The 20,655-nt window shown below is 37.9% G+C and carries 23 protein-coding genes, 1 tRNA gene and 2 pseudogenes; 21 read left to right on the top strand and 5 right to left on the bottom strand.

Translation table 11 applies throughout. The features are described 5' to 3' along the window. Positions 1–11 precede the first annotated feature (11 nt). Both HMPREF9960_RS06415 and tig read left to right on the top strand, forming a co-directional pair. Entirely contained in the window at positions 12–575 is a 564-nt protein-coding gene (locus HMPREF9960_RS06415) for a TIGR01440 family protein (protein WP_005591724.1), read from the top strand. 427 nt (positions 576–1,002) lie between these two features. Next, entirely contained in the window at positions 1,003–2,286 is a 1,284-nt protein-coding gene (gene tig, locus HMPREF9960_RS06410) for a trigger factor (RefSeq protein WP_005591726.1), read from the top strand. Between the two features lie 174 nt (positions 2,287–2,460). Here tig and HMPREF9960_RS06405 read toward each other — a convergent pair whose 3' ends face one another. After that, positions 2,461–3,351 (bottom strand): helix-turn-helix domain-containing protein, encoded by an 891-nt coding sequence (locus HMPREF9960_RS06405; RefSeq protein WP_005591727.1) that lies wholly within the window; start codon positions 3,349–3,351, stop codon positions 2,461–2,463. 215 nt (positions 3,352–3,566) lie between these two features. On the opposite strand from HMPREF9960_RS06405, the gene HMPREF9960_RS06400 reads away from it, so the two are divergent. The 14 genes and pseudogenes from HMPREF9960_RS06400 to HMPREF9960_RS06335 all read left to right on the top strand — a co-directional run bounded on the left by HMPREF9960_RS06400 (position 3,567) and on the right by HMPREF9960_RS06335 (position 15,904). Next, positions 3,567–3,935: a hypothetical protein gene (locus HMPREF9960_RS06400; protein WP_185761363.1), complete on the top strand. Its 369-nt coding sequence runs from the start codon at positions 3,567–3,569 to the stop codon at positions 3,933–3,935. A 613-nt stretch (positions 3,936–4,548) separates the two neighbouring features. After that, positions 4,549–5,280, top strand: a complete 732-nt coding sequence (gene rlmB / locus HMPREF9960_RS06395) for a 23S rRNA (guanosine(2251)-2'-O)-methyltransferase RlmB (RefSeq protein WP_005591729.1) — start codon at positions 4,549–4,551, stop codon at positions 5,278–5,280. Positions 5,281–5,495: 215 nt separating this feature from the next. Then, positions 5,496–5,924 carry a hypothetical protein gene (locus HMPREF9960_RS06390; RefSeq protein ID WP_248678144.1) on the top strand — a complete coding sequence of 143 codons (429 nt, stop codon included), beginning with the start codon at positions 5,496–5,498 and terminating at the stop codon, positions 5,922–5,924. Between the two features lie 142 nt (positions 5,925–6,066). After that, on the top strand, positions 6,067–6,930 hold the full coding sequence (locus HMPREF9960_RS06385) for a DegV family protein (protein WP_005591731.1): 864 nt from the start codon (positions 6,067–6,069) through the stop codon (positions 6,928–6,930). Between the two features lie 183 nt (positions 6,931–7,113). Beyond that, the gene (rplM, locus tag HMPREF9960_RS06380) at positions 7,114–7,560 is read left to right on the top strand and encodes a 50S ribosomal protein L13 (protein ID WP_003026230.1); all 447 of its coding nucleotides are present in this window, start codon (positions 7,114–7,116) and stop codon (positions 7,558–7,560) included. A gap of 18 nt (positions 7,561–7,578) precedes the next feature. Next, positions 7,579–7,971: a 30S ribosomal protein S9 gene (gene rpsI / locus HMPREF9960_RS06375; RefSeq protein WP_002902303.1), complete on the top strand. Its 393-nt coding sequence runs from the start codon at positions 7,579–7,581 to the stop codon at positions 7,969–7,971. 248 nt (positions 7,972–8,219) lie between these two features. Continuing rightward, entirely contained in the window at positions 8,220–8,669 is a 450-nt protein-coding gene (locus tag HMPREF9960_RS06370; RefSeq protein ID WP_005591732.1) for a CopY/TcrY family copper transport repressor, read from the top strand. A 19-nt stretch (positions 8,670–8,688) separates the two neighbouring features. Beyond that, positions 8,689–10,839, top strand: coding sequence for a heavy metal translocating P-type ATPase (locus HMPREF9960_RS06365; protein ID WP_005591733.1), 2,151 nt, complete (start codon positions 8,689–8,691; stop codon positions 10,837–10,839). Between the two features lie 706 nt (positions 10,840–11,545). Further along, positions 11,546–12,160, top strand: coding sequence for a CadD family cadmium resistance transporter (locus HMPREF9960_RS06360; RefSeq protein ID WP_005592283.1), 615 nt, complete (start codon positions 11,546–11,548; stop codon positions 12,158–12,160). An 11-nt stretch (positions 12,161–12,171) separates the two neighbouring features. Next, positions 12,172–12,510, top strand: a complete 339-nt coding sequence (gene cadX / locus HMPREF9960_RS06355) for a Cd(II)/Zn(II)-sensing metalloregulatory transcriptional regulator CadX (protein WP_005592288.1) — start codon at positions 12,172–12,174, stop codon at positions 12,508–12,510. 739 nt (positions 12,511–13,249) lie between these two features. After that, a pseudogene (locus HMPREF9960_RS06350) lies at positions 13,250–13,690 on the top strand (FtsX-like permease family protein); the annotation flags it as partial. A gap of 58 nt (positions 13,691–13,748) precedes the next feature. Next, positions 13,749–14,054, top strand: a pseudogene (locus HMPREF9960_RS06345) (DUF898 family protein). Between the two features lie 276 nt (positions 14,055–14,330). Next, positions 14,331–15,380, top strand: coding sequence for a DUF389 domain-containing protein (locus HMPREF9960_RS06340; protein ID WP_005592299.1), 1,050 nt, complete (start codon positions 14,331–14,333; stop codon positions 15,378–15,380). Positions 15,381–15,385: 5 nt separating this feature from the next. Further along, positions 15,386–15,904 carry a GNAT family N-acetyltransferase gene (locus HMPREF9960_RS06335; protein WP_005591739.1) on the top strand — a complete coding sequence of 173 codons (519 nt, stop codon included), beginning with the start codon at positions 15,386–15,388 and terminating at the stop codon, positions 15,902–15,904. A gap of 371 nt (positions 15,905–16,275) precedes the next feature. Here HMPREF9960_RS06335 and HMPREF9960_RS06330 read toward each other — a convergent pair whose 3' ends face one another. The 3 genes from HMPREF9960_RS06330 to HMPREF9960_RS06320 all read right to left on the bottom strand — a co-directional run bounded on the left by HMPREF9960_RS06330 (position 16,276) and on the right by HMPREF9960_RS06320 (position 17,697). Continuing rightward, positions 16,276–16,479 carry a CsbD family protein gene (locus tag HMPREF9960_RS06330; RefSeq protein WP_005591741.1) on the bottom strand — a complete coding sequence of 68 codons (204 nt, stop codon included), beginning with the start codon at positions 16,477–16,479 and terminating at the stop codon, positions 16,276–16,278. A 136-nt stretch (positions 16,480–16,615) separates the two neighbouring features. Continuing rightward, positions 16,616–17,245: a DUF421 domain-containing protein gene (locus HMPREF9960_RS06325; protein WP_005591742.1), complete on the bottom strand. Its 630-nt coding sequence runs from the start codon at positions 17,243–17,245 to the stop codon at positions 16,616–16,618. Then, positions 17,245–17,697, bottom strand: a complete 453-nt coding sequence (locus HMPREF9960_RS06320) for a DUF3290 family protein (protein ID WP_005591743.1) — start codon at positions 17,695–17,697, stop codon at positions 17,245–17,247. Before HMPREF9960_RS06320 ends, HMPREF9960_RS06325 begins: the two co-directional genes overlap by 1 nt. Positions 17,698–17,909: 212 nt before the next feature. On the opposite strand from HMPREF9960_RS06320, the gene HMPREF9960_RS06315 reads away from it, so the two are divergent. Further along, positions 17,910–17,982, top strand: a tRNA-Thr gene (locus HMPREF9960_RS06315). Positions 17,983–18,035: 53 nt separating this feature from the next. Here HMPREF9960_RS06315 and HMPREF9960_RS06310 read toward each other — a convergent pair. Beyond that, on the bottom strand, positions 18,036–18,299 hold the full coding sequence (locus tag HMPREF9960_RS06310; protein WP_005591744.1) for a SemiSWEET family transporter: 264 nt from the start codon (positions 18,297–18,299) through the stop codon (positions 18,036–18,038). Between the two features lie 403 nt (positions 18,300–18,702). On the opposite strand from HMPREF9960_RS06310, the gene HMPREF9960_RS06305 reads away from it, so the two are divergent. The 4 genes from HMPREF9960_RS06305 (at position 18,703) to HMPREF9960_RS06290 (ending at position 20,655) form a co-directional block, all read left to right on the top strand. After that, the gene (locus HMPREF9960_RS06305; protein ID WP_005591745.1) at positions 18,703–19,149 is read left to right on the top strand and encodes a LytTR family DNA-binding domain-containing protein; all 447 of its coding nucleotides are present in this window, start codon (positions 18,703–18,705) and stop codon (positions 19,147–19,149) included. Between the two features lie 5 nt (positions 19,150–19,154). Continuing rightward, complete coding sequence (locus tag HMPREF9960_RS06300) at positions 19,155–19,820, top strand: LiaF transmembrane domain-containing protein (protein ID WP_005591746.1); 666 nt, start codon at positions 19,155–19,157, stop codon at positions 19,818–19,820. A 135-nt stretch (positions 19,821–19,955) separates the two neighbouring features. Then, complete coding sequence (gene rpmB, locus HMPREF9960_RS06295) at positions 19,956–20,144, top strand: 50S ribosomal protein L28 (protein ID WP_001140948.1); 189 nt, start codon at positions 19,956–19,958, stop codon at positions 20,142–20,144. Between the two features lie 145 nt (positions 20,145–20,289). Continuing rightward, positions 20,290–20,655 (top strand): Asp23/Gls24 family envelope stress response protein, encoded by a 366-nt coding sequence (locus HMPREF9960_RS06290; protein ID WP_005591747.1) that lies wholly within the window; start codon positions 20,290–20,292, stop codon positions 20,653–20,655.

Genomic DNA, 20,655 nt, shown 5'->3' with positions numbered 1-20,655 from the left:
TGAGGTAAGAGATGGATTTAGAGAAGCTTGAAAAGGAGACCAGACAGATCGCTACAGATGTCTTGGACAAGGCGGGTTTGGTCAAGGGAAATATTTTTGTCCTAGGTCTATCTTCTAGTGAAGTCATGGGGGGACACATTGGCCAGCATTCCAGCAGGGAAGTCGGTCAGGTCATTGTCAAGACCTTGTTAGATATTCTGCAAGCGCGGGGGATTTACTTGGCCGTTCAAGGCTGTGAGCACCTCAATCGTGCCCTAGTCGTGGAACGAGAATTGGCAGAAAAGAAAGACCTAGAGATTGTCAATGTTCTGCCCAGTCTACATGCAGGCGGGAGTGGTCAGCTAGCGGCTTTTGACTATATGAAAGATCCTGTGGAGGTTGAGTTTATCACAGCCCATGCTGGCTTGGATGTGGGAGATACGTCAATCGGAATGCATGTCAAGCATGTTCAGGTTCCGATTCGCCCTCAACTGCGCAGTTTGGGCCAGGCTCACGTTACCGCCCTTGCCAGTCGTCCCAAGTTGATTGGTGGAGCTAGAGCATCTTATATCGAAGATAGGATTCGAAAATCCTAGTAGAAGAGGAGAAGAGGCTGGGACAAAAGTCCTAGCCTCTCAATTGTCTTTGGATTGTCGAGCAAGACGCAGTGGTTGAGTGGGCTCTACTACGCTGATTTCATCAGCTTTTACAGCCCTACTCAACTGTGCGGAGGTGGGACGACGAAATCGAATTCTAACGAATGACCGATTTCTGTCCCACTCTCATTTCCAAAATGGCAGATTTTGCTAGTCGATTCTCGTGTTGGAGAGGGAAATAAATCCACAGTGATAGTAAAATATTGTCTGCTAAGAGTTGGGCAAATGGTCAAAAAAGAGCAAAAAGTGGCTAAGATTTCAGCCTATGAAAGGGGAAAAAGGCGAAAAATAAAAGGTGTCGCTTGAAAAAACTGCTACTTATGTTATAATGGATTGTATGCAAAAAATTTGAAGGAGAACTGACAGAATGTCTGTATCATTTGAAAACAAAGAAACAAATCGTGGTGTATTGACTTTTACTATCGGTCAAGACCAAATCAAACCTGCTTTGGATCGTGCTTTTAATGCAGTTAAGAAAAATATTGCTGTACCAGGTTTCCGTAAAGGCCATATTCCTCGTCCAGTCTTCAACCAACGTTTTGGTGAAGAGTCACTTTATCAAGATGTTTTGAATGCATTGCTTCCAGCAGCTTATGAAGCAGCTGTAAAAGAAGCTGGTCTTGAAGTGGTTGCACAACCAAAAATTGATGTAACTTCAATGGAAAAAGGCCAAGACTGGGTCATCACTGCTGATGTTGTGACAAAACCTGAAGTGAAATTGGGTGCTTACAAGGACCTTGAAGTATCTGTAGAAGTTTCTAAGGAAGTTACTGACGCTGAAGTTGATGAGCGCATTGAGCGTGAACGCAACAACTTGGCTGAATTGGTTCTGAAAGATGGAGCAGCAGCTGAAGGTGATACAGTTGTTATCGACTTTGTTGGTTCTGTTGACGGTGTTGAATTTGACGGCGGAAAAGGCGATAACTTCTCACTTGGACTTGGTTCAGGTCAATTCATCCCAGGTTTCGAAGACCAATTGGTTGGTCACTCAGCTGGTGAAACAGTAGACGTTGTTGTAACCTTCCCAGAAGACTACCAAGCGGCTGACCTTGCTGGTAAAGAAGCAAAATTCGTTACAACAATCCATGAAGTAAAAGAAAAAGAAGTTCCAGCTCTTGACGATGAACTTGCAAAAGACATCGACGAAGAAGTTGAAACTCTTGCTGAATTGAAAGAAAAATACCGTAAAGAATTAGCAGAAGCGAAAGAAGCAGCTTACAACGATGCAGTTGAAGCAGCAGCGATTGACCTTGCAGTAGAAAATGCAGAAATCGTTGACCTTCCAGAAGAAATGATTCACGAAGAAGTTCATCGAGCTGTGAACGAATTTCTCGGCAACATGCAACGTCAAGGTATCTCTCCTGATATGTACTTCCAAATCACTGGTACAACTCAAGAAGACCTTCACAAACAATATGAAGCAGATGCTGCAGCACGCACTAAGACGAACCTTGTTGTAGAAGCAGTTGCGAAAGCAGAAGGCTTTGAAGCGAGCGCTGAAGAAGTTGAAGCAGAAATCACTTCATTGGCAACAGACTACAACATGGAAGCAGACCGCGTTCGCCAATTGCTTTCAGAAGAAATGCTTAAACATGATATCGCTGTTAAGAAAGCAGTTGAAGTCATCACAAGCACTGCTAAAGTAAAATAATAGCTTCCAGTCAGCCTCAGTGGATGACAAATGCAAGCACAAGAGAGAACGATTTGTTCTCTCTTTTTTGATGTTGGAAGGATAGTTTTAAAATAGGAAAGCTAATCTCTAAATTAAAATAAGCTCTACAATTCCTACAAGGAGTTAACCACTGTAGAAATTATAGAGCTCATATCACAACATCCATGGCATACCCATTTCGTTTGATGCTTTAGTAGCATGAAATGCAGCTATTTCGTTTTCAATAATTTTTAATAACTCATCCTCCTCTAGTAAACGTAATATTTCAAGATTTTTTTGTATTAGTTCTTCATCAGCATCACAAATTCCGATTCTGGCCGAATGAAATGCAATTGCATCATACCGTTTAAGTAATCTTGCTGTTTTAATAACAATCGAACAAATATGACTGCACATAGGAAAGTGTTTATAATAAAAATAAAAGGTGGATAAATTTGATAGAAGGGTTAACTTTATAGGAAGGATATTTTGGAAGTCAGAGTATTTTTCTAGTCTGTGAAGAATTAATTGAGTGGTATCTAGAATAGTCTCCGTAGGAAGGACAAAAAGAATGGAGTTTAAAATGTTGAAATCTGATGCGTACCATGTATCATGTTTTTTTAAATCGCTCCATAGAATATCAACGATATCTTGTGTCACTTTATCTATATTTAAAATTCCATTCTTTCTAATTTGAAGTACAACGGTCAAAGATTGGTGCGATTTTTGGATAGAGATATCACAATGAGTTTTTAGATAAGATCCACATTGTTTATGAATAGCTTCAAGTTCTCTTACTCCACTAATTGAATGAATATTGCTGATTTGATTTAATATTTCGGTATGCTCACTAGGATGGTAAAGATTACAAATATAATCAAATTCATCAAAGCTCATATTAATTTGTTGAAGTAAAAAAGCCATGTTTTCATACTTTGGAACGACAAGTCCATTCTCTATCTTAGAGAGTGTTGTAGGAGACAGTACATTGCCACACACATCTGACTGAGTGAGGTTTTTAGACTTTCTAATTTCTTTATAAACTTTTCCAAAATCATATCTCATATCATAATCTCCAAAAAAACTTGAAAATAGTTAAAACAATACTACATGATTCTGACTACATTATATAATTTAGTAAGGAGGAATGCAAAGAAATATAAAAATTTCAAGTCGTAAATTATGTTGTGTCATCTTCTTATATATTCTTACTAAACTCTATGTTAGGCTAGAGAATTGTGTAGGATATGGAATTTAGAAATAAGAAAGTAGGTCAAAAAATGGCTAAGAAAAAGATGCTGTTAACTTTATCAGTCGTAGCATTAGGAATTGCTTCATATGCTTTGCTGAAACCAGTTATTGCAGAAACAACAATCGGTAAAACAAACGAAAATCAGACGATTTCAATTTATAAGAATTTACTAAAAGGTAAATCTGAAAAAGAAATTAATGACTACTTTTCAGGTTTATCAGACAGTAAACTGATCATTGCAGACAAATCAGGTGGTTTTACAACTAGCTCTACAGATGACTACAGTAATCCAGTAGAGACAACTGATGAGAATGGCAATAAAGAATTAAAATCTTTCCAAGATAAAAGTGTTGCTGCAACAGTTGGTGAAATCAAAGAAGCACTTAAGAATAACTAAATCATACAACTTTCTGCTGTTAATTGCTGGTTGTTGAATTAGAGAGAAAAGTTCCACTGAAAAGTGGAACTTTTTTTGTCGTATGTTTAGATTTTGGGCTCTATGATAAAAAGCTTGACCTCTTGGAGTTACTGCTTAGAGGAAGTATGTCTAGCTTATCCCTCGGTTGGTCACTTTTCCTATAGATTCATGGCAACCTAGGCCTCGGCTGGCTGCTTTTCCTATAGATTCCTGGCAATCTAGGCCTCGGCTACTCACTTTTCCTATAGTTTCTTGGTAATCTAGGTATCGGCTAGCCACTTTTCCTATAGTTTCTTGGCAATCTAGACCTCGGCTGGCCACTTTCCTTTAGTTTTTTAGGTAAATGATACTTCTTGATAACTGTTGACTAAAAGCAGGTGTCTAACGAGAGGTAATGTCTCTTGTTTGGAAATCAGCTAGTGGAACTGGCTAGTCTAGCTGGTTTATAGGTCTCAAATGCGGAATTATTTCAAAAATAAATAGGATACCAAAATGCAGTTTTTAGATGATTGCTGAGAAATGCTCGGCTGTCATAGAGAGATATTTAGTTTTTAGACAGATTTTTTTGGGGAGCTTGTGATATACTGTTAGTATGGAAAAAAATGATATTGTTTACGGCGTGCATGCTGTGACCGAGGCCTTGATGGCCAATACGGGAAATAAACTTTATATTCAGGACGACTTGCGTGGCAAAAACGTGAGCAAGATCAAAGATTTGGCGGCAGCAAAGAAGGTTTCTATCTCTTGGTCACCCAAGAAAACCTTGCAGGAGATGACGGATGGAGCCGTTCACCAAGGCTTTGTCTTACGGGTATCGGAGTTTGCCTATGCAGATTTGGCGGATGTTCTGAAAAAAGCAGAGCAGGAAGAGAATCCTCTGCTATTGATTTTAGATGGCTTGACAGACCCGCATAATCTGGGCTCTATCTTGCGCACGGCTGACGCGACCAATGTGACTGGAGTGATCATTCCTAAGCACCGAGCAGTCGGCGTGACACCAGTTGTGGCCAAGACCTCTACGGGCGCTATCGAGCACATTCCCATTGCTCGTGTGACCAATCTCAGCCAGACTCTGGACAAGCTCAAGGAAGCTGGCTTCTGGATTTTTGGGACGGATATGCAGGGGACGCCTGTTCATAAGTGGAATACGGCAGGCAAGCTAGCCCTCATTATCGGCAACGAAGGCAAGGGGATTTCCAGCAACATCAAGAAGCAGGTGGACGAAATGCTGACCATTCCCATGAATGGTCATGTCCAAAGCCTCAACGCCAGCGTCGCAGCAGCCATTCTCATGTATGAAGTTTTTAGAAATCGGGTGGGCTAATGCAAGTACTAGGAAGCTATCTGTTAGAAAAATATCAAACAGAAACGTTTGAGCCGATCATTTATGCTATCTACCATAATAAAAGAGCAGATAATTATTGTTTTTGCTTTGAAATCACTGAGGAAGCAGACCAGTATCCCTTAGAGGACTTATTGACCCAGTATTCCTTGAATTGCACGGATTCATACGGTCAAGGAAGTCAGGTAAATGGCGCTTTGAAATACCTCATTGAGGTAGAAACCTTATCTAGTGATAAGGCGGATCTCATCAGCATTCTCAATTTTTCTACAATTTTAAATAAAGAGATTGTGAATTATGTAAAAGGAAAATATGAGTGCCTTGCTGAAAAGAGATGTATGAGTTCCTTTTATATGGGAAACCAAAAAGTGGAAGTTCCTGTGCTTGCTTACCGAAGTGATAACTCTGGGATGGTTTCTTTCCAAAATAAATATCCAGAGGGACAATTAACAAATTTATTTTTAGAAGATAAAAAATATGATGTTGAGTGTCTAGATGGGGAATGGACCTGTATTGAATTACTTGATGGTAAGGCAAACTTGATTTTAAAAGCTTCACAAGATGAATATTTCCAATATATTTTTGATTTGAAAGGTTTTCAAGGTGTCAGTCCTGTTCTAGACTGACCGAGCGAAATAGCTTTCCTAAAAAGCAAGAAATTTCTAATAGCTAGTCCCGGCATGTTGGTAGGAAAATCACCAGGAATAGCCCGCTTATGTCCATGGAGAAGCCTTCTCTGTGGCAACTAAAAAATGATGGAGAAAAAAGATGACCTTTAAAATTTTAACGGATTCGACGGCAGATTTGCCAGAAAGCTGGACTCAGGAACATGATGTGCAGGTTCTGGGCTTGACCATTCAGTTGGATGGCCAAACCTACGAGACTGTCGGACCGGATAAGCTGACCAGTGAGCAGCTTTTAGCCAAGATGGAGTCTGGTAGCAAGCCGACTACCAGCCAGATCAATGTTGGCCAATTTGAAGATGTTTTCCGCCAGTATGCTCAGGAGGGCACAGCAGTTCTCTATGTGGCTTTTGCTTCCGCCCTGTCTGGAACCTACCAAAGTGCAGTCATGGCGCGGGAGATGGTCTTAGAGGATTATCCTGAGGCGATCATCACCATCCTTGATACCAAGGCAGCTTCGATGGGTGAAGGGCTCTTGGTCATGAAGGCTGTAGAAGCGAGAGCAGCAGGTCAAAGCCTAGAGCAGACGGAAGACTTGCTTCAAAGTCTAGTGCCTAGAGTAAAGACCTATTTCTTAGTAGATGACCTCAACCATCTTATGCGGGGTGGCCGTATTTCCAAGGCAGCGGCTCTTATGGGAAGCTTGGTCAATATCAAGCCCATCATCGCGGTGACATCTGACGGAAGTCTGGATTCGGTCGCTAAGGTGCGAGGCAAGAAGAAGGCGCAGGCTGAGGTAGTTCGGATGACTCTAGAGACCATTTCTGAGTCACTTGTAGTCATTGCCTATGCAGGCGAAAAAGAAGTCGCTGAAAATGTCAAGGAGCAACTTTTAGCTTCTGGACAGGTCACAGAAGTCCTTATCCTGCCTCTTGGTCCGGTTATTTCGACGCATACTGGGCCAGGTACTCTAGGACTCTTTAGCATTGGCAGTGAACTTTCAGACTAAATAGAAATGAAATCGTTATTTTATAAATAATTGCATCAAATATATTGACTTTTGGCTAGAAAATTTGGTATGATAGTAGGCGGTATTGTTTACCCCATTTGTAAGGCCCCGGAACCTTTCAAATAACCCGCGGACCGGAACATCCGCCCTGTAAACAAAAACGATATTCATATAGGAGAAATCATGAACAAAACAACATACATGGCTAAGCCAGGTGAAGTTGAACGCAAATGGTATGTAGTAGACGCTACTGATGTACCTCTTGGACGCCTTTCTGCAGTTGTAGCAAGCGTACTTCGTGGAAAAAACAAACCAACATTCACACCACACACTGATACAGGTGACTTCGTAATCGTTATCAACGCTGAAAAAGTTAAATTGACTGGTAAAAAAGCAACTGATAAAGTTTACTACACTCACTCAATGTACCCAGGTGGTTTGAAGTCTATCACTGCTGGTGAACTTCGCTCTAAGAACGCTGTTCGTTTGATCGAAAAATCAGTTAAAGGTATGCTTCCACACAATACTCTTGGCCGTGCTCAAGGTATGAAGTTGAAAGTATTTGTAGGCGCTGAGCACACTCACGCTGCACAACAACCAGAAGTTCTTGATATTTCAGGACTTATCTAAGGAAAGGAACAATAAAGTATGTCACAAGCACAATATGCAGGTACTGGACGTCGTAAAAACGCTGTTGCACGCGTTCGCCTTGTTCCAGGAACTGGTAAAATCACTGTAAACAAAAAAGATGTTGAAGAGTACATCCCACACGCTGACCTTCGTTTGGTTATCAACCAACCATTCGCAGTTACTTCAACTGTTGGTCAATACGACGTTTTCGTAAACGTTGATGGTGGTGGCTACGCTGGTCAATCAGGAGCTATCCGTCACGGTATCGCTCGTGCCCTTCTTCAAGTAGACCCAGACTTCCGCGATTCATTGAAACGCGCAGGCCTTCTTACTCGTGATGCTCGTATGGTAGAACGTAAGAAACCAGGTCTTAAGAAAGCTCGTAAAGCTTCACAATTCTCAAAACGTTAATCGAACCGATTATATCAACGTTTACAGACATTCAAGAATTTACTCTTGGATGTCTTTTTTGTATAAAAAATAGTTGTTTTTCGGAAAGTTAGCTATTAATATTTATCAATGATAAAAATAGCATGTTTTAAGGGACTGACCCCAAAAAGTGAGAATTTAATAAAAAGACTTGACATAATTCGTTTACAATGGTAAACTTATTTTGAACATATTTGTTTACATTTGTAAACGACGAGGAGGAAAGGAGAATGAGCACAATAGAACTTAATACTTATATCACAGATGCAGAATGGGAAGTCATGCGTGTAGTTTGGGCAAATGATCGAGTAACTAGTAAAAAAGTCATTTCCGTATTGCAAGAAAAAATGGACTGGACACAATCCACTATCAAAACGATCTTAGGTCGATTAGTTGGAAAAGGCGTACTAAATACAGAGCAAGAAGGTAGAAAGTTTATTTACACTGCCAATATTGAAGAGAAAGAAGCCGTAAGGAATTATGCAGAAGATATTTTTAAACGGATTTGCAATAAGAAAGTCGGAAATGTAATAGGAAGCATCATTGAAGATCATGTTTTAAGCTTCGATGATATAGATAGACTAGAAAAAATATTAGAGATGAAAAAATCTTTCGCAGTAGAAGAAGTGGATTGCAATTGTCCAGAAGAACAATGCGAATGTCATTTGCATCATCATTAAGCATAAGGAGGAATTTAAAATGAATAATGACAACAAATATTCGTCCCATAATCACCATGATTATGACGACATGGATAAGTTAAAACACGAGCATGGAATCACAGATGAACATGGATACCATAAGGATCAACATCAAGTACATCATGCTGGGCATGATCACTGCGGGCACAGTGGACATGATCACAGCGGGCACAGTGGGCATAATCACAGCGGACACAGTGGGCATGCCCACCATCATCACGGAAGCTTTAAGGAACTTTTCTTAAAGTCATTGCCACTAGGAATCATTATTATGCTCTTAGTCCCTTTGCATGGATTTGAACTACCATTCCAGTTTACTTTTCCATATTCTGATATTGTAGTAGCTATTTTATCTACTATATTAATTATTTATGGTGGACGTCCATTCTATCAAGGTGCAGTTGACGAATTTAAACAAAAAAAACCTGGAATGATGGCACTCGTTTCTTTAGGTATAAGTGTTTCATATTTATACAGTATTTATGCTGTGATCATTACCTACGTAACGGGTGAACACGTGATGGACTTTTTCTTTGAATTTGCTTCATTACTATTAATCATGCTATTAGGTCACTGGATTGAGATGAAAGCTATTGGAGAAGCAGGAGACGCACAAGCAGCATTGGCTAAGTTAGTGCCGAAAGATGCTCACGTTGTATTAGAAGACGATTCAATTGAAACACGACCAGTTGCTGACTTAAAGATAGGTGATTTAATTCGTGTTCAAGCCGGAGAAAATGTGCCAGCAGACGGGATTATCGAGCGTGGCGAATCACGTTTAAATGAAGCTCTTCTAACTGGGGAGTCAAAAGCAGTAAAAAAAGGCCCTGGCGATGAAGTAATCGGGGGCTCAACAAATGGAGAAGGGGTTCTTTATATTAAAGTGCTTGAGACAGGTGATCAATCCTTTATCTCTCAAGTACAGAATTTAATCAGCCAAGCTCAAAGTCAGCCTTCCAGGGCAGAAAATATTGCGCAAAAGGTTGCAGGGTGGCTCTTCTATATTGCTGTTATTGTCGCGCTAATTGCTTTTGTAGTGTGGATGATTATTGGAGATATCCCAACGGCAGTTATATTTACTATTACTACATTAGTTATTGCTTGTCCGCACGCATTGGGTCTGGCTATTCCATTGGTAACCGCCCGTAGCACAAGCTTAGGAGCTAGCCGTGGCTTACTAGTAAAAGACCGCCAAGCCTTAGAAATAGCTCAAGATGCAGATGTGATGATTTTAGATAAAACGGGTACTTTAACAACTGGTGAATTTAAAGTATTAGATGTAAAACTTCTTAATGACAAATATACAAAAGAGGAAATCATTGCCTTATTGGCAGGTATTGAAGGAGGATCTAGCCACCCAATTGCTCAATCAATTATAAGTTTCGCCGAGCAGCAAAATATACGTCCAGCATCTTTTGATTCGATTGATGTGATTTCCGGTGCTGGAGTAGAGGGTAAAGCAGGTGGGCACCGTTACCAATTAATCAGTCAAAAAGCCTATGGACGTAATCTTGATATGGATACTCCAAAAGGAGCAACTCTTAGTGTCTTAGTAGAAAACGATGATGCCATTGGTGCTGTAGCTTTAGGGGACGAATTAAAACCAACGAGTAAAGAGTTAATTAAAGCTCTTAAAAAGAACAATATTCGACCAATTATGGCAACAGGTGATAATGAAAAAGCGGCTCAAGGCGCGGCAGTAGATTTAGGGATTGAATATAGATCAAATCAATCTCCACAAGACAAATATGAGTTAGTTAAAACACTTAAAGATGAAGGAAAGAAAGTTATCATGGTAGGTGATGGTGTAAATGATGCTCCTTCTCTTGCCTTAGCAGATGTTGGTATAGCTATAGGTGCTGGAACTCAAGTTGCGTTGGATTCAGCTGATGTCATATTGACTCAATCTGATCCAGGAGATATTGAATCATTCATTGAATTAGCACACAAAACAACTCGTAAAATGAAACAAAACCTATTTTGGGGAGCTGGTTATAACTTTATAGCTATCCCTCTAGCTGCAGGAATTTTGGCTCCTATTGGTATCACATTAAGCCCTGCATTAGGAGCAATCCTAATGTCTGTGTCAACAGTCATCGTCGCCATTAATGCTATGTTATTACGTTTAGATCCAAAAAATAACGGTTAACAGATCGAATGATTGAAACTCCTTAAAGTATCAAGATACAATAGTTTTACAGGAGAAAAAGAGATGTAAGTAATGGCTCTTTGTAAAATCGTGTTGGTAGAAGTAGACGATTTTTCTGCCAACACGATTTTTAATTTATTATAGAACTGATTTCTGTTAAAATCCTAAAAGCCACCTATTTCGACAGTTTTATAGCTTGTTATTCTATTTTCTTGACAATAATACCACCGTCTCCACACGTTTTTTAACCATAAAAAGACACCTCCATGAGCATTTGATTATATTGTACCAAATCCAACTTGGAGGTGTTTTTATTTAATTCTCATTTACGGGGGTCAGTGCCAATTAAAATTGCGTATTTTTTATTTAAAATGTATTAGAATTAAATTCATATAAAATATGCACGAAAAATAAATCAAAATTAAAAAGTACAAATTAATGAAGAGATTATTGATAAAAATAGTTAATAATTGGTTAAACAAAATATATAACTCGTTTATAAATTTATAGAAATGAACCATTATAAATCTCCTCTTAAATATTGAAAAAACCATTGGCAGTGGACATACTTTAAGACTATATATTTCTGAAACTAGTTTCACAATACAAATATTGACATGCAATTATTAATTGGTGGATTTTAAGTTGACATCTACAAAGTTTAATGTTAGAATACATTCAAAAATATATTTGAATGAGGTATTTTATGATTCAAAATATTGTTACTTCAATAATCCTGTATTCTGGGACAGCCGTAGACTTACTTATTATTCTAATGTTATTTTTTGCCAAAAGAAAAAGCAGAAGGGACATCATTAACATCTATTTAGGACAATTTCTAGGCTCTGTTAGTCTAATATTGCTAAGTTTGCTTTTTGCATTTGTCTTAAATTATATTCCTAGTAAAGAGATTTTAGGTTTACTCGGTTTGATTCCAATTTTCCTAGGCCTCAAAGTTTTGCTTTTAGGAGATTCTGATGGAGAAGCTATTGCAAAAGATGGTTTGCGAAAAGACAATAAAAACCTGATTTTTCTAGTCGCTATGATTACTTTTGCAAGTTGTGGCGCTGACAATATTGGTGTCTTTGTCCCATATTTTACCACCTTAAATTTAGCGAATTTGATAGTGACTTTACTTACTTTTCTAGTCATGATTTATCTCTTGATTTTTTCTGCCCAAAAATTGGCACAAGTCCCTTCTGTTGGAGAAACTTTGGAAAAATATAGCAGATGGTTTATTGCCGTTGTCTATTTAGGATTGGGGATGTATATCCTGATTGAAAACAACAGCTTTGACATGCTATGGGCTGTGTTGGGCTAGGAGAAAAAATTATGAAAAAAGATAGTATCTGTCAAGTGGATGTTATTAATCAACAAAATGTTACAACCGCAACGAACTACCTTGAAAAGGAAGAAGTCCAAAAATCACTTCGCATTTTATCAAAATTTACCGATAATAAACAGATAAATATCATCTTTTATCTCCTTGCCGTCGAAGAACTCTGTGTCTGCGATATAGCCTGTTTATTAAATCTCAGTATGGCATCTGCCTCCCACCATCTTCGTAAACTAGCCAATCAAAACATCTTGGACACTAGAAGAGAGGGGAAAATTATATATTATTTTATAAAGGATGAGGAAATCAGAGATTTTTTTAATCAACTAGGATAACAACTATTTTTACTACTTTTCCATGATTCTAGGGAGCTACTCTATGAAATTTTTTGATGAAAATTACTCACAAGAAATAATATATAGAACTGTTTAAATATCTTCAGGATAGAAAAAGAAATTGTCCAGGCACGAAGAAACTGTATATTTGTTGCTAAACTGTACATCATCTTTATGATACAGTATTTCGTATTTCTCAACTACATAAGCTCCGAAAACTAAAAAGTGATAACCCTTTGATAACCTCTCGATTTTCAAAAGGATTATATATGTAAAGATTGAGGATTTATCTCTTAAAATTACTTGATTTTAGTGATAATTTACCATAAATATCATAATGTAGAAAAAATCAGGTCTTAAGAAAGCTCGTAAAGCTAGCCAGTTCTCAAAACGTTAAGAAACGGCTACAATACAGCATTTACAACACTTCATGGTTCACACCATGGGGTGTTTTTTGACGTTTTTTAACAAAATTCACACCACTTTTCACACCAAATTCAGGCTCTTTTCTACCATTTGTCAAGTCTATCAAGGCTTTAAGTAAAAAAAGAGTTAAGACAGTAGCTATTCTGAGGTTACTGTCTTATTTTTAACACTTTTTGATCCATAAAGGGCATGCTAAAAAACACCTCATCTGGTATTTTTGTCAACTGTAGTGGGTTACCAAAAAGTCATACTCTGGAGAGGACAAGATTTGTTCTCTCCTTATAAACAATCGCTTCATTTTGAAAATCAGAAAAGCGTTGTTTACGGATCTAGTAAAGCAAATAATAGCCAAGAAGGCAATGCAATGTTTGGTGGCTTCTTCTTTATAGGTATCTTCCTATCCATTATCTTTATGGTCGATACTGTATTAGTCATCTACTACAAACAAATCTCTGAAGGATATGAAGACCGCGAACGCTTTGTAATTTTGCAAAAGGTTGGTTTGGATCAAAAGCAGATCAAGCAAACTATTAACAAGCAAATCTTGACCGTTTTCTTTCTTCCTGTAATCTTTGCCTTCCTCCATCTGGCCTTTGCTTATCATATTTTGAGCTTGATTCTAAAGGTCATTGGAGTAGTCGATGCGACCATGATGTTGACGATAACCTTATCAATCCGTGGAATCTTTGCACTCATCTATGTTTTAATCTTTATGATTACTTCAAGAAGTTATCGTAAGATTGTTCAAATGTAAAAAATAATAATGCAATAGAGTGCCTAGAATATAAACATATAAAAATAAAGGAGATAATATGAAATCTGAAAGTTATTTTGACGGAGGAATCCTAGATTATATTGGCTACTCTATCTTAGTAGCCATAATTTGCGGGCTTACCTTGGGGATCGCAACACCTTGGGCGGTTTGCATGATGCAAAATTGGAAAACCAAACACACAGTAGTGGATGGGCAACGTCTATACTTTGACGGGAATGGAGCACAACTGTTCGGTAACTGGATCAAGTAGTTTCTTCTAACCATTATCATGTTTGGAATCTATGGCTTCTGGTTGAACATAAAAATGGAGCAATGGATTGTCAAACACACTCATCATGTTTAAAGATTAAAACGGCATCTTCTTTCAGAGGAGATAACGTTTTTTCATCTTCGGATAAGGAAACAAAAATTACTTCCTTTCTCTATCTTTTAGATTAATTGATTTCTTCAGAGAAAGACTGTAAAATTTTTGATATAATGTTAAGGATGGATTGATGGATATTTAAAGGATAATTTTCAAAAGAATGACAGATGAGCATTAAAAATATGTAAGATTGGACAGAAGTCTCTCTACCATCATCCAGGCAGAAAAAATTATATGAAATAAAAGGAGTAACCAATGTCCGGAAACTATTCAACTCGTGAATACCGTGAGAAATTATATGATGATCTTCATGTTCGATTAAGAGATACAGTGATTTTGATGTGTGCGATTTTTATTGCCTCTATAGGTTTAAATATGAATTCAACTGCTGTCATTATTGGAGCCATGCTGATTTCCCCTCTTATGACATCGATTGTTGGACTCGGATTTGGTTTAGCTATTTTTGATACGCGTTTAATCAAGCAATCTCTAGAGGTTTTATTTACTCAAGTATTGGTCAGTTTACTTGTCTCGACTCTGTATTTCTGGATTTCTCCTTTATCTTATGCAAGTAGCGAGCTGATCGCACGAACCTCTCCAACCATTTGGGATGTCCTCATTGCCATTGCTGGTGGAATTGCTGGTGTGATCGGTTCAAGGAAAAAAGAAGCAAACAATATTGTGCCAGGAGTAGCCATTGCTACAGCTCTTATGCCGCCGATTTGTACAGCAGGTTATGGTTTGGCTAATGGGAACTTCCGCTTTTTATTTGGAGCTTTCTACCTCTTTTTAATCAATTGTGTTTTTATTATGCTTGCCAATATTATTGGGACAAGAATTTTGATGAGAAAATCTCCCTTATCTTCATTTAAAGAATTGAACATAAAAATGAGAGTTGTTTTACTTTCTTTGATAGCAATATTGGTTCTTCCAGCCAGCTATTCGGCAGTTACTCTGACTATAGAACAAGCGCGAAAAGAAGGTGTCAAACAGTTTGTAGGAAAAGAGTTTGCCAATTATACGGTCATCAATCAAGTCTACAAGTCAAGGGACAATGAATTGGTCTTGACAATTGTTGGTGACCCGATTTCAGAAGAAGAATTAGAAATAATTCACCAAAAACAAGCCTCTTACGGTATTCAATCTGTTCAATTGAAAGTCAATCAAGTCCATAATTCGACAAAATTAGATAGTGAAGCGACCAAGGAATTTTATGAAATCATTAACAAGTATATCGATCAAAAACTCTCTGAAAAAGATTCACAAAAAGATCTCGTAAAAGAAAATGAAGCAGACAAGGATTGAGGGCAATGAACAGAATAGGTTTAGAGTTGCTGTCTGAAGAAAATAGTCTAGATGTCTATTCTTTTGAAAAAGAAAATCGGGAGTATTTTGAGCGAAATTTACCTCCCAGACCAGCTAACTATTTTGATCTAGAAGGTTTTAAAAAAATTACAGCGGAATTGTTAATGGAACAAGAAAATCATGACACCTACATGCATCTTATTAGAGATTCGCAAGGCATGATGGTCGGAAGAATCAATTTAAGTGTTTTAGGGAGCGATAGAAAAACAGCAGAACTTGGATATAGGATTGGAGAAAATGTTACTAATTTAGGCTATGCAAGCGAAGCGGTTAAACTTGTTTTAGACAAGGCATTTCATACTTATGGTTTAAATAGAATCATTGCGGGAGCGGCAACGGATAATCTTGCCTCTAAGAGAGTGCTTTTAAAAAATGGTTTCACCTTTAGTAGGATCATAGAAAATGACCTACAAATGAATAATGAGTGGGTTCATACAGCGGTATTTGAGATAATGAATCGATAACATCATCATTCCCAGTTTAGTGACAGGACCAATGGACTCATCAATCTTTGCAGGCATTCAAGAATTTTCACCAACTGTTTGATTAGCGAATCAGCTGTAATTACATATGCTTTTGTGATTTCTTTATCACTATGAGCTAAGGTTTTAGAAATAGGCCGTAGTGAGACTCCAGCTTGTTTTGTTAACATGGCCCTTGTGTATCTCGATTTATAAGAGGATCGTAGAAAAAAATCTTAGTTTAACATTAATGAGATATTTTTATTATATTTTGAAAAATCAATGCTTTAACAATATAGAAAAACACCCTTGTCCCTAGTTCTGCTAGAAGCATAGGATAAGAGTGTTTTTTCTATAAGAACGATAGACGATGATTATTCTTCGTCTTTTTTGATAATGTTTTTAACGCCTGCGATGGCACCTTCAACAGCGCCTTTTGCGTCTTCAGCGCCTTCTTTCACTTTAGAAGCTACTTTTTCAGCAGTTCCTTCTGCTTGAGTTTTTGTATCACCAGTAAGTTTACCGAAGCCTTCTTTGAGAGAACCTTTAGCTTGGTTGAATTTTTCTTCGATTGACATGGAAATTTCCTCCCTTTATTAAGTATATTATCTAAGTTGGATGCGGTTTGATACTCATTCAACTTAGATAATAGATATAAGTATAGACTCTTTACGAAGAAAAAGCAAATAACTGCTACGAAATGACAACTAATTTTTAATAGGTCACCACATTAATTTCGCCCTTGTCATACTCTGCAATGAAGATATCGGAGACATTTTCAAAGCCTTCTTTTTGGAGTTCGGTCATCAACCATTCTTCTGACTTGCCGATAGTTTCTAAGATTTCAAGTTGGACAACTCCATCGGTAATGATTGGATATTTCGGATTTTCATCGCCAATTCTTACGATAATCAACTGACCATTTTGCTCGATAACGGCTCTTTTGACTTCTTTCAGTTGGAAGACTCCTTGGGAGCGTAATTTCAGAGCGACGTCTGATGCGGATAGCCCTTTTGAACGACAGGCTTCAGGATCTAGTTTACCGTTTTTGATGATAATGGTTGGCTTCCCGTCAATCAGATGTTTGATATAGGAAACGTTGGTGTTCAGCCATTTTAAGAGCAAAATCAGAATGGTCCAGATGATTAGGATGACTGCATATTGAAGGATAGTAATGGAGCTATTGTAGATGACCCCGCCGATAATGCCACCGAGAACAAAGTTTTGTACTTGGTCTGTTGCAGAGCTTGGTGCTAAATTTCCTTTACCTGTCACATTGATGACAAAAACGAGGGAAACAAGTCCTAAAGCTAACTTAATTGCAATTGTAATAAAAAAGCTCATTATTTTTCAACCTCCACGAGTTCAACGTCTGATTTGTACAGTTCCATTTTTTCTAATAAATAGCTATCTTGGTCGGTTCCGCTAATAGCCCGATAGAATTGTTTGCCAACCTTGATAATAGCGCCATCTGTCGTAGCTGAAGTATTGACGTAGACTTCTTCCTTCTCAACGCCTAATTTTTTTGAGACAACCTCAATAAAATGTAAGGAGCTACGGAATTGATTGTCATTTGATTGATTGTTTTGGAAATTAGTAATGCTAATCAAAACAGTGGCTACTAGGGTTAAAATAGAAATAATGGACAGTTCACGGAACTTACTTCCTCGCTTGTCTTTATAGGCCTTAAAGGCGAAAAATCCCGTCACCAAAACCAAGCAGGCTGATACAATCACCATAACCCAATTCTGCTGGCTAATCTGACTCAGTACATAGTCATATGAATAGAATTTCATAAGATCCCTCACTTTTTTGTATTCAAGCTATTATAAAATAAATCAGCAGCTACATCAATAGCTTTATCTTGAAAAATAAGTTTTTCTAGAACTTGTTTGAAATATGGAAGCTGTATCTTCTTAAGTAGAATATTTCACTTCATTCGAGTTTCCAAACTACCAATAGCACTTGACAAAATCATTCAGAATGCTAGAATAAGAGACAGGTAGAGGCCGATTTAGCTCAGTTGGTAGAGCAACGCACTCGTAACGCGTAGGTCACAGGTTCGAACCCTGCAATCGGCAAAAAGAAAACCAGCACCTTTTTTATGGGGTTGCTGGTTTTGTTTATATAATTCTTATAAAGAAGTAAGAAAAGTTAGGCCACCTAATATCACCCCCGCAGCATTGGGAATAATGAGGATCCAGTCTTTTTTAGGTTCTTTTGTCCAACCGTAGATAACCCAAATCAGGCAAGAAACTGCTGCAAATAGTGGTTGGAAAGGTTGAGCTTTGGATCCTTGTAAGTTTGCGATAATTTGTGGAATATAAGCGACGAATACAAGAATTCCAATAAAAGCTCCAATAGATCCGACAAAACGATTAATTTTTTGTTTTGACATACGATACCTCCTGAGAGTCCATTATATCAAAACGGAAAAAATTGTCAAATGAGACGTAAGCCAGTATGGAGAATAAGTTTTAGTTTTTATCTAAAACTAAGAGAAAGAGCCAAGTGTGGTTTGAGAAGGAGCGTTAGAATTCTTCATACCCGATTTATCCATTGTTAGGCTGGATAGAGAGCTTATGATCATAGAAATAGTAGTAAATCAGTATTGTCGTGTTGAAAAAATAGGTAATGATCAATTTCTTTGAAGCCTTATGTTTGGAAAATTCAAGATTTTTTATTTCATTTTAATCTTTTAAAACAACCACTTACTAGCCTATATTGACCACTTACTGAAAGTCCCTTGTTTCTTTTCAAGAAATTGTTATAATGAAGATAGAAAGAGGGGAGGAGTGCTTATGAAGATTCGGATTGAGCTAGACGATCGTTTGGCTGATACAGAATTGGTGATTCGAGTATCGCGGATTGATGAGAGGATTCAGAAGATTCAAGATGCTTTGAATGAAGCGACTGCTCCAGCTATTCTTTTTTATAAGGAAAATAGTGAGTTTTTTGTGGACTTGGCGGAGATTCTCTTTTTTGAGACTGATGGAGCCAAAATCTTTGCCCACGCGCGCAATGATGCCTATGAGGTCAAGTTGAAACTCTATGAGTTGGAGGAATTGCTGCCTCGCTATTTTTGCAGAATTTCCAAATCAACCATTGCTAATGCTAGGGCGATTTATTCTTTAGAAAAGTCTTTCTCGGGTACCAGTTCCGTCCAGTTTTCTGAGACACATAAGAAAGTGCATGTTTCAAGGCATTATTATCAACTACTAAAAGAAAAGTTAAGTGAAGTGAGGTAATCATCATGAAAAAAACAATTCTAGGCGTCGGTTTTTTGGTTTTAGCCGGCTGGATTTTGCTTCAGGGAAACTTTGGTATTCCTATGTTCAATTTTAATATCTGGCCTCTGCTTTTGGTCGGCATGTTTGCGTATTTTGCTTTGGAGAATTTCTTGGAGCGAGATTTTGGTGCTGCTCTGATCATGACGATTATTGCTCTGATAATTGCTAATTCTGTCTATCACTTCTTAGCAATCTCTACAGGCACCTTGGTAATGGGTGGTGTTTTGGCCTGCATTGGGCTTAACATGATTTTTAAACCGAGAAGGATCTGGGGTGTTCGTTATTTGTCTAGCAAGGGCTTGTCTACAACAGAAGGAGAGATTTCCTTTGGCAGCGGGACTCGCTATATCAACTCGGATAATTTTATCCATGATAAAGTAGAGTGCGCTTTTGGCAGTGCGGCCGTCTATTTTGATAATGCCAGAATTTTAGGTGATTCTGCTAGTTTTGATGTGGAAGTATCCTTCGGTAGTGCGGTGCTTTACATCCCAAGTAACTGGCGAGTAGAGCTAAATGTGGACAATGCTTTCGGTACGGTTGTCAATCCGCATAATGTCAATGAGAAAGACAAGACTTTATATGTGCGCGGTAACGTCGCCTTTGGATCTTTGAAGATTGTTTACATTTAAGAAAACGGATTATTGGTCAGAAATTGCAAAGTTTGGGAAAATTTACTTGCCAAAAGCTAAGTTTTTTGATAATATAGTACGGTATGTGGTGCTAGCACATCCGTAATATTAGATCTAATAGGAGGAAACACACTAATGGCTAAAGTATGTTACTTTACAGGTCGTAAGACTGTATCTGGAAACAACCGCTCTCACGCGATGAACCAAACAAAACGCGCTGTTAAACCAAATCTTCAAAAAGTTACTGTTTTGATCGACGGAAAACCTAAAAAAGTTTGGGCTTCAGCTCGCGCGCTTAAGTCAGGTAAAGTTGAACGCGTTTAATACATGAAAGGGATTGGAAAGATTTATTCCTTCCCTTTTTTGTTGTTGAATTTTCAGACTAGACAGTTTATTTCTGTCCTTCCTCTTTTACACCCTGTCTAAAATATGGTAAAATAAACTATAAAATACTTTTGAGGTACAAGTGATGACTGTAAAAATCAATACAAAAGATGGTCAAATTGAGCTGACTGATGACGTGATTGCAACCATCGTTGGCGGCGCAGCAACCGAAATTTTTGGTGTGGTTGGAATGGCCAGCAAAAATGCAATTAAAGATAACTTTCAAGCTCTTTTGGGTAAAGAAAACTATGCCAAGGGTGTGGTAGTAAAAACGTCTGAGGATGGTGGTATTGCAGTTGATGTTTATACCGTTTTGAGTTACGGCATTAAAATCAGTGAAGTTTCCAAGAATATCCAAGAACGCGTTAAGTTTAGTTTGGAAAATCAACTTGGGATCACTGCCCACACAGTGAATGTCTATATCCAAAATATTAAAGTTGTAGGAGAATAA

This window comes from Streptococcus cristatus ATCC 51100, assembly GCF_000222765.1.
GTDB classification, from domain to species: domain Bacteria; phylum Bacillota; class Bacilli; order Lactobacillales; family Streptococcaceae; genus Streptococcus; species Streptococcus cristatus.
Note: the sequence above shows the minus strand (reverse complement) of the source record. Positions and strands in the feature narration are given on the sequence as shown.

What these genes read in the sequence shown, in the direction of transcription:
- rlmB (WP_005591729.1), top strand. Translation starts at nt 4,549, where the DNA reads ATGGAAAAAAATGATATTGTTTACGGCGTGCATGCTGTGACCGAGGCC.
- tig (WP_005591726.1), top strand. Translation starts at nt 1,003, where the DNA reads ATGTCTGTATCATTTGAAAACAAAGAAACAAATCGTGGTGTATTGACT.
- cadX (WP_005592288.1), top strand. Translation starts at nt 12,172, where the DNA reads ATGAAAAAAGATAGTATCTGTCAAGTGGATGTTATTAATCAACAAAAT.
- rpmB (WP_001140948.1), top strand. Translation starts at nt 19,956, where the DNA reads ATGGCTAAAGTATGTTACTTTACAGGTCGTAAGACTGTATCTGGAAAC.
- HMPREF9960_RS06340 (WP_005592299.1), top strand. Translation starts at nt 14,331, where the DNA reads ATGTCCGGAAACTATTCAACTCGTGAATACCGTGAGAAATTATATGAT.
- HMPREF9960_RS06385 (WP_005591731.1), top strand. Translation starts at nt 6,067, where the DNA reads ATGACCTTTAAAATTTTAACGGATTCGACGGCAGATTTGCCAGAAAGC.
- HMPREF9960_RS06310 (WP_005591744.1), bottom strand. Translation starts at nt 18,299, where the DNA reads ATGTCAAAACAAAAAATTAATCGTTTTGTCGGATCTATTGGAGCTTTT.
- HMPREF9960_RS06305 (WP_005591745.1), top strand. Translation starts at nt 18,703, where the DNA reads ATGAAGATTCGGATTGAGCTAGACGATCGTTTGGCTGATACAGAATTG.
- rpsI (WP_002902303.1), top strand. Translation starts at nt 7,579, where the DNA reads ATGTCACAAGCACAATATGCAGGTACTGGACGTCGTAAAAACGCTGTT.
- HMPREF9960_RS06365 (WP_005591733.1), top strand. Translation starts at nt 8,689, where the DNA reads ATGAATAATGACAACAAATATTCGTCCCATAATCACCATGATTATGAC.
- HMPREF9960_RS06330 (WP_005591741.1), bottom strand. Translation starts at nt 16,479, where the DNA reads ATGTCAATCGAAGAAAAATTCAACCAAGCTAAAGGTTCTCTCAAAGAA.
- HMPREF9960_RS06370 (WP_005591732.1), top strand. Translation starts at nt 8,220, where the DNA reads ATGAGCACAATAGAACTTAATACTTATATCACAGATGCAGAATGGGAA.
- HMPREF9960_RS06405 (WP_005591727.1), bottom strand. Translation starts at nt 3,351, where the DNA reads ATGAGATATGATTTTGGAAAAGTTTATAAAGAAATTAGAAAGTCTAAA.
- HMPREF9960_RS06415 (WP_005591724.1), top strand. Translation starts at nt 12, where the DNA reads ATGGATTTAGAGAAGCTTGAAAAGGAGACCAGACAGATCGCTACAGAT.
- HMPREF9960_RS06360 (WP_005592283.1), top strand. Translation starts at nt 11,546, where the DNA reads ATGATTCAAAATATTGTTACTTCAATAATCCTGTATTCTGGGACAGCC.
- HMPREF9960_RS06325 (WP_005591742.1), bottom strand. Translation starts at nt 17,245, where the DNA reads ATGAGCTTTTTTATTACAATTGCAATTAAGTTAGCTTTAGGACTTGTT.
- HMPREF9960_RS06400 (WP_185761363.1), top strand. Translation starts at nt 3,567, where the DNA reads ATGGCTAAGAAAAAGATGCTGTTAACTTTATCAGTCGTAGCATTAGGA.
- HMPREF9960_RS06320 (WP_005591743.1), bottom strand. Translation starts at nt 17,697, where the DNA reads ATGAAATTCTATTCATATGACTATGTACTGAGTCAGATTAGCCAGCAG.
- rplM (WP_003026230.1), top strand. Translation starts at nt 7,114, where the DNA reads ATGAACAAAACAACATACATGGCTAAGCCAGGTGAAGTTGAACGCAAA.
- HMPREF9960_RS06300 (WP_005591746.1), top strand. Translation starts at nt 19,155, where the DNA reads ATGAAAAAAACAATTCTAGGCGTCGGTTTTTTGGTTTTAGCCGGCTGG.
- HMPREF9960_RS06290 (WP_005591747.1), top strand. Translation starts at nt 20,290, where the DNA reads ATGACTGTAAAAATCAATACAAAAGATGGTCAAATTGAGCTGACTGAT.
- HMPREF9960_RS06335 (WP_005591739.1), top strand. Translation starts at nt 15,386, where the DNA reads ATGAACAGAATAGGTTTAGAGTTGCTGTCTGAAGAAAATAGTCTAGAT.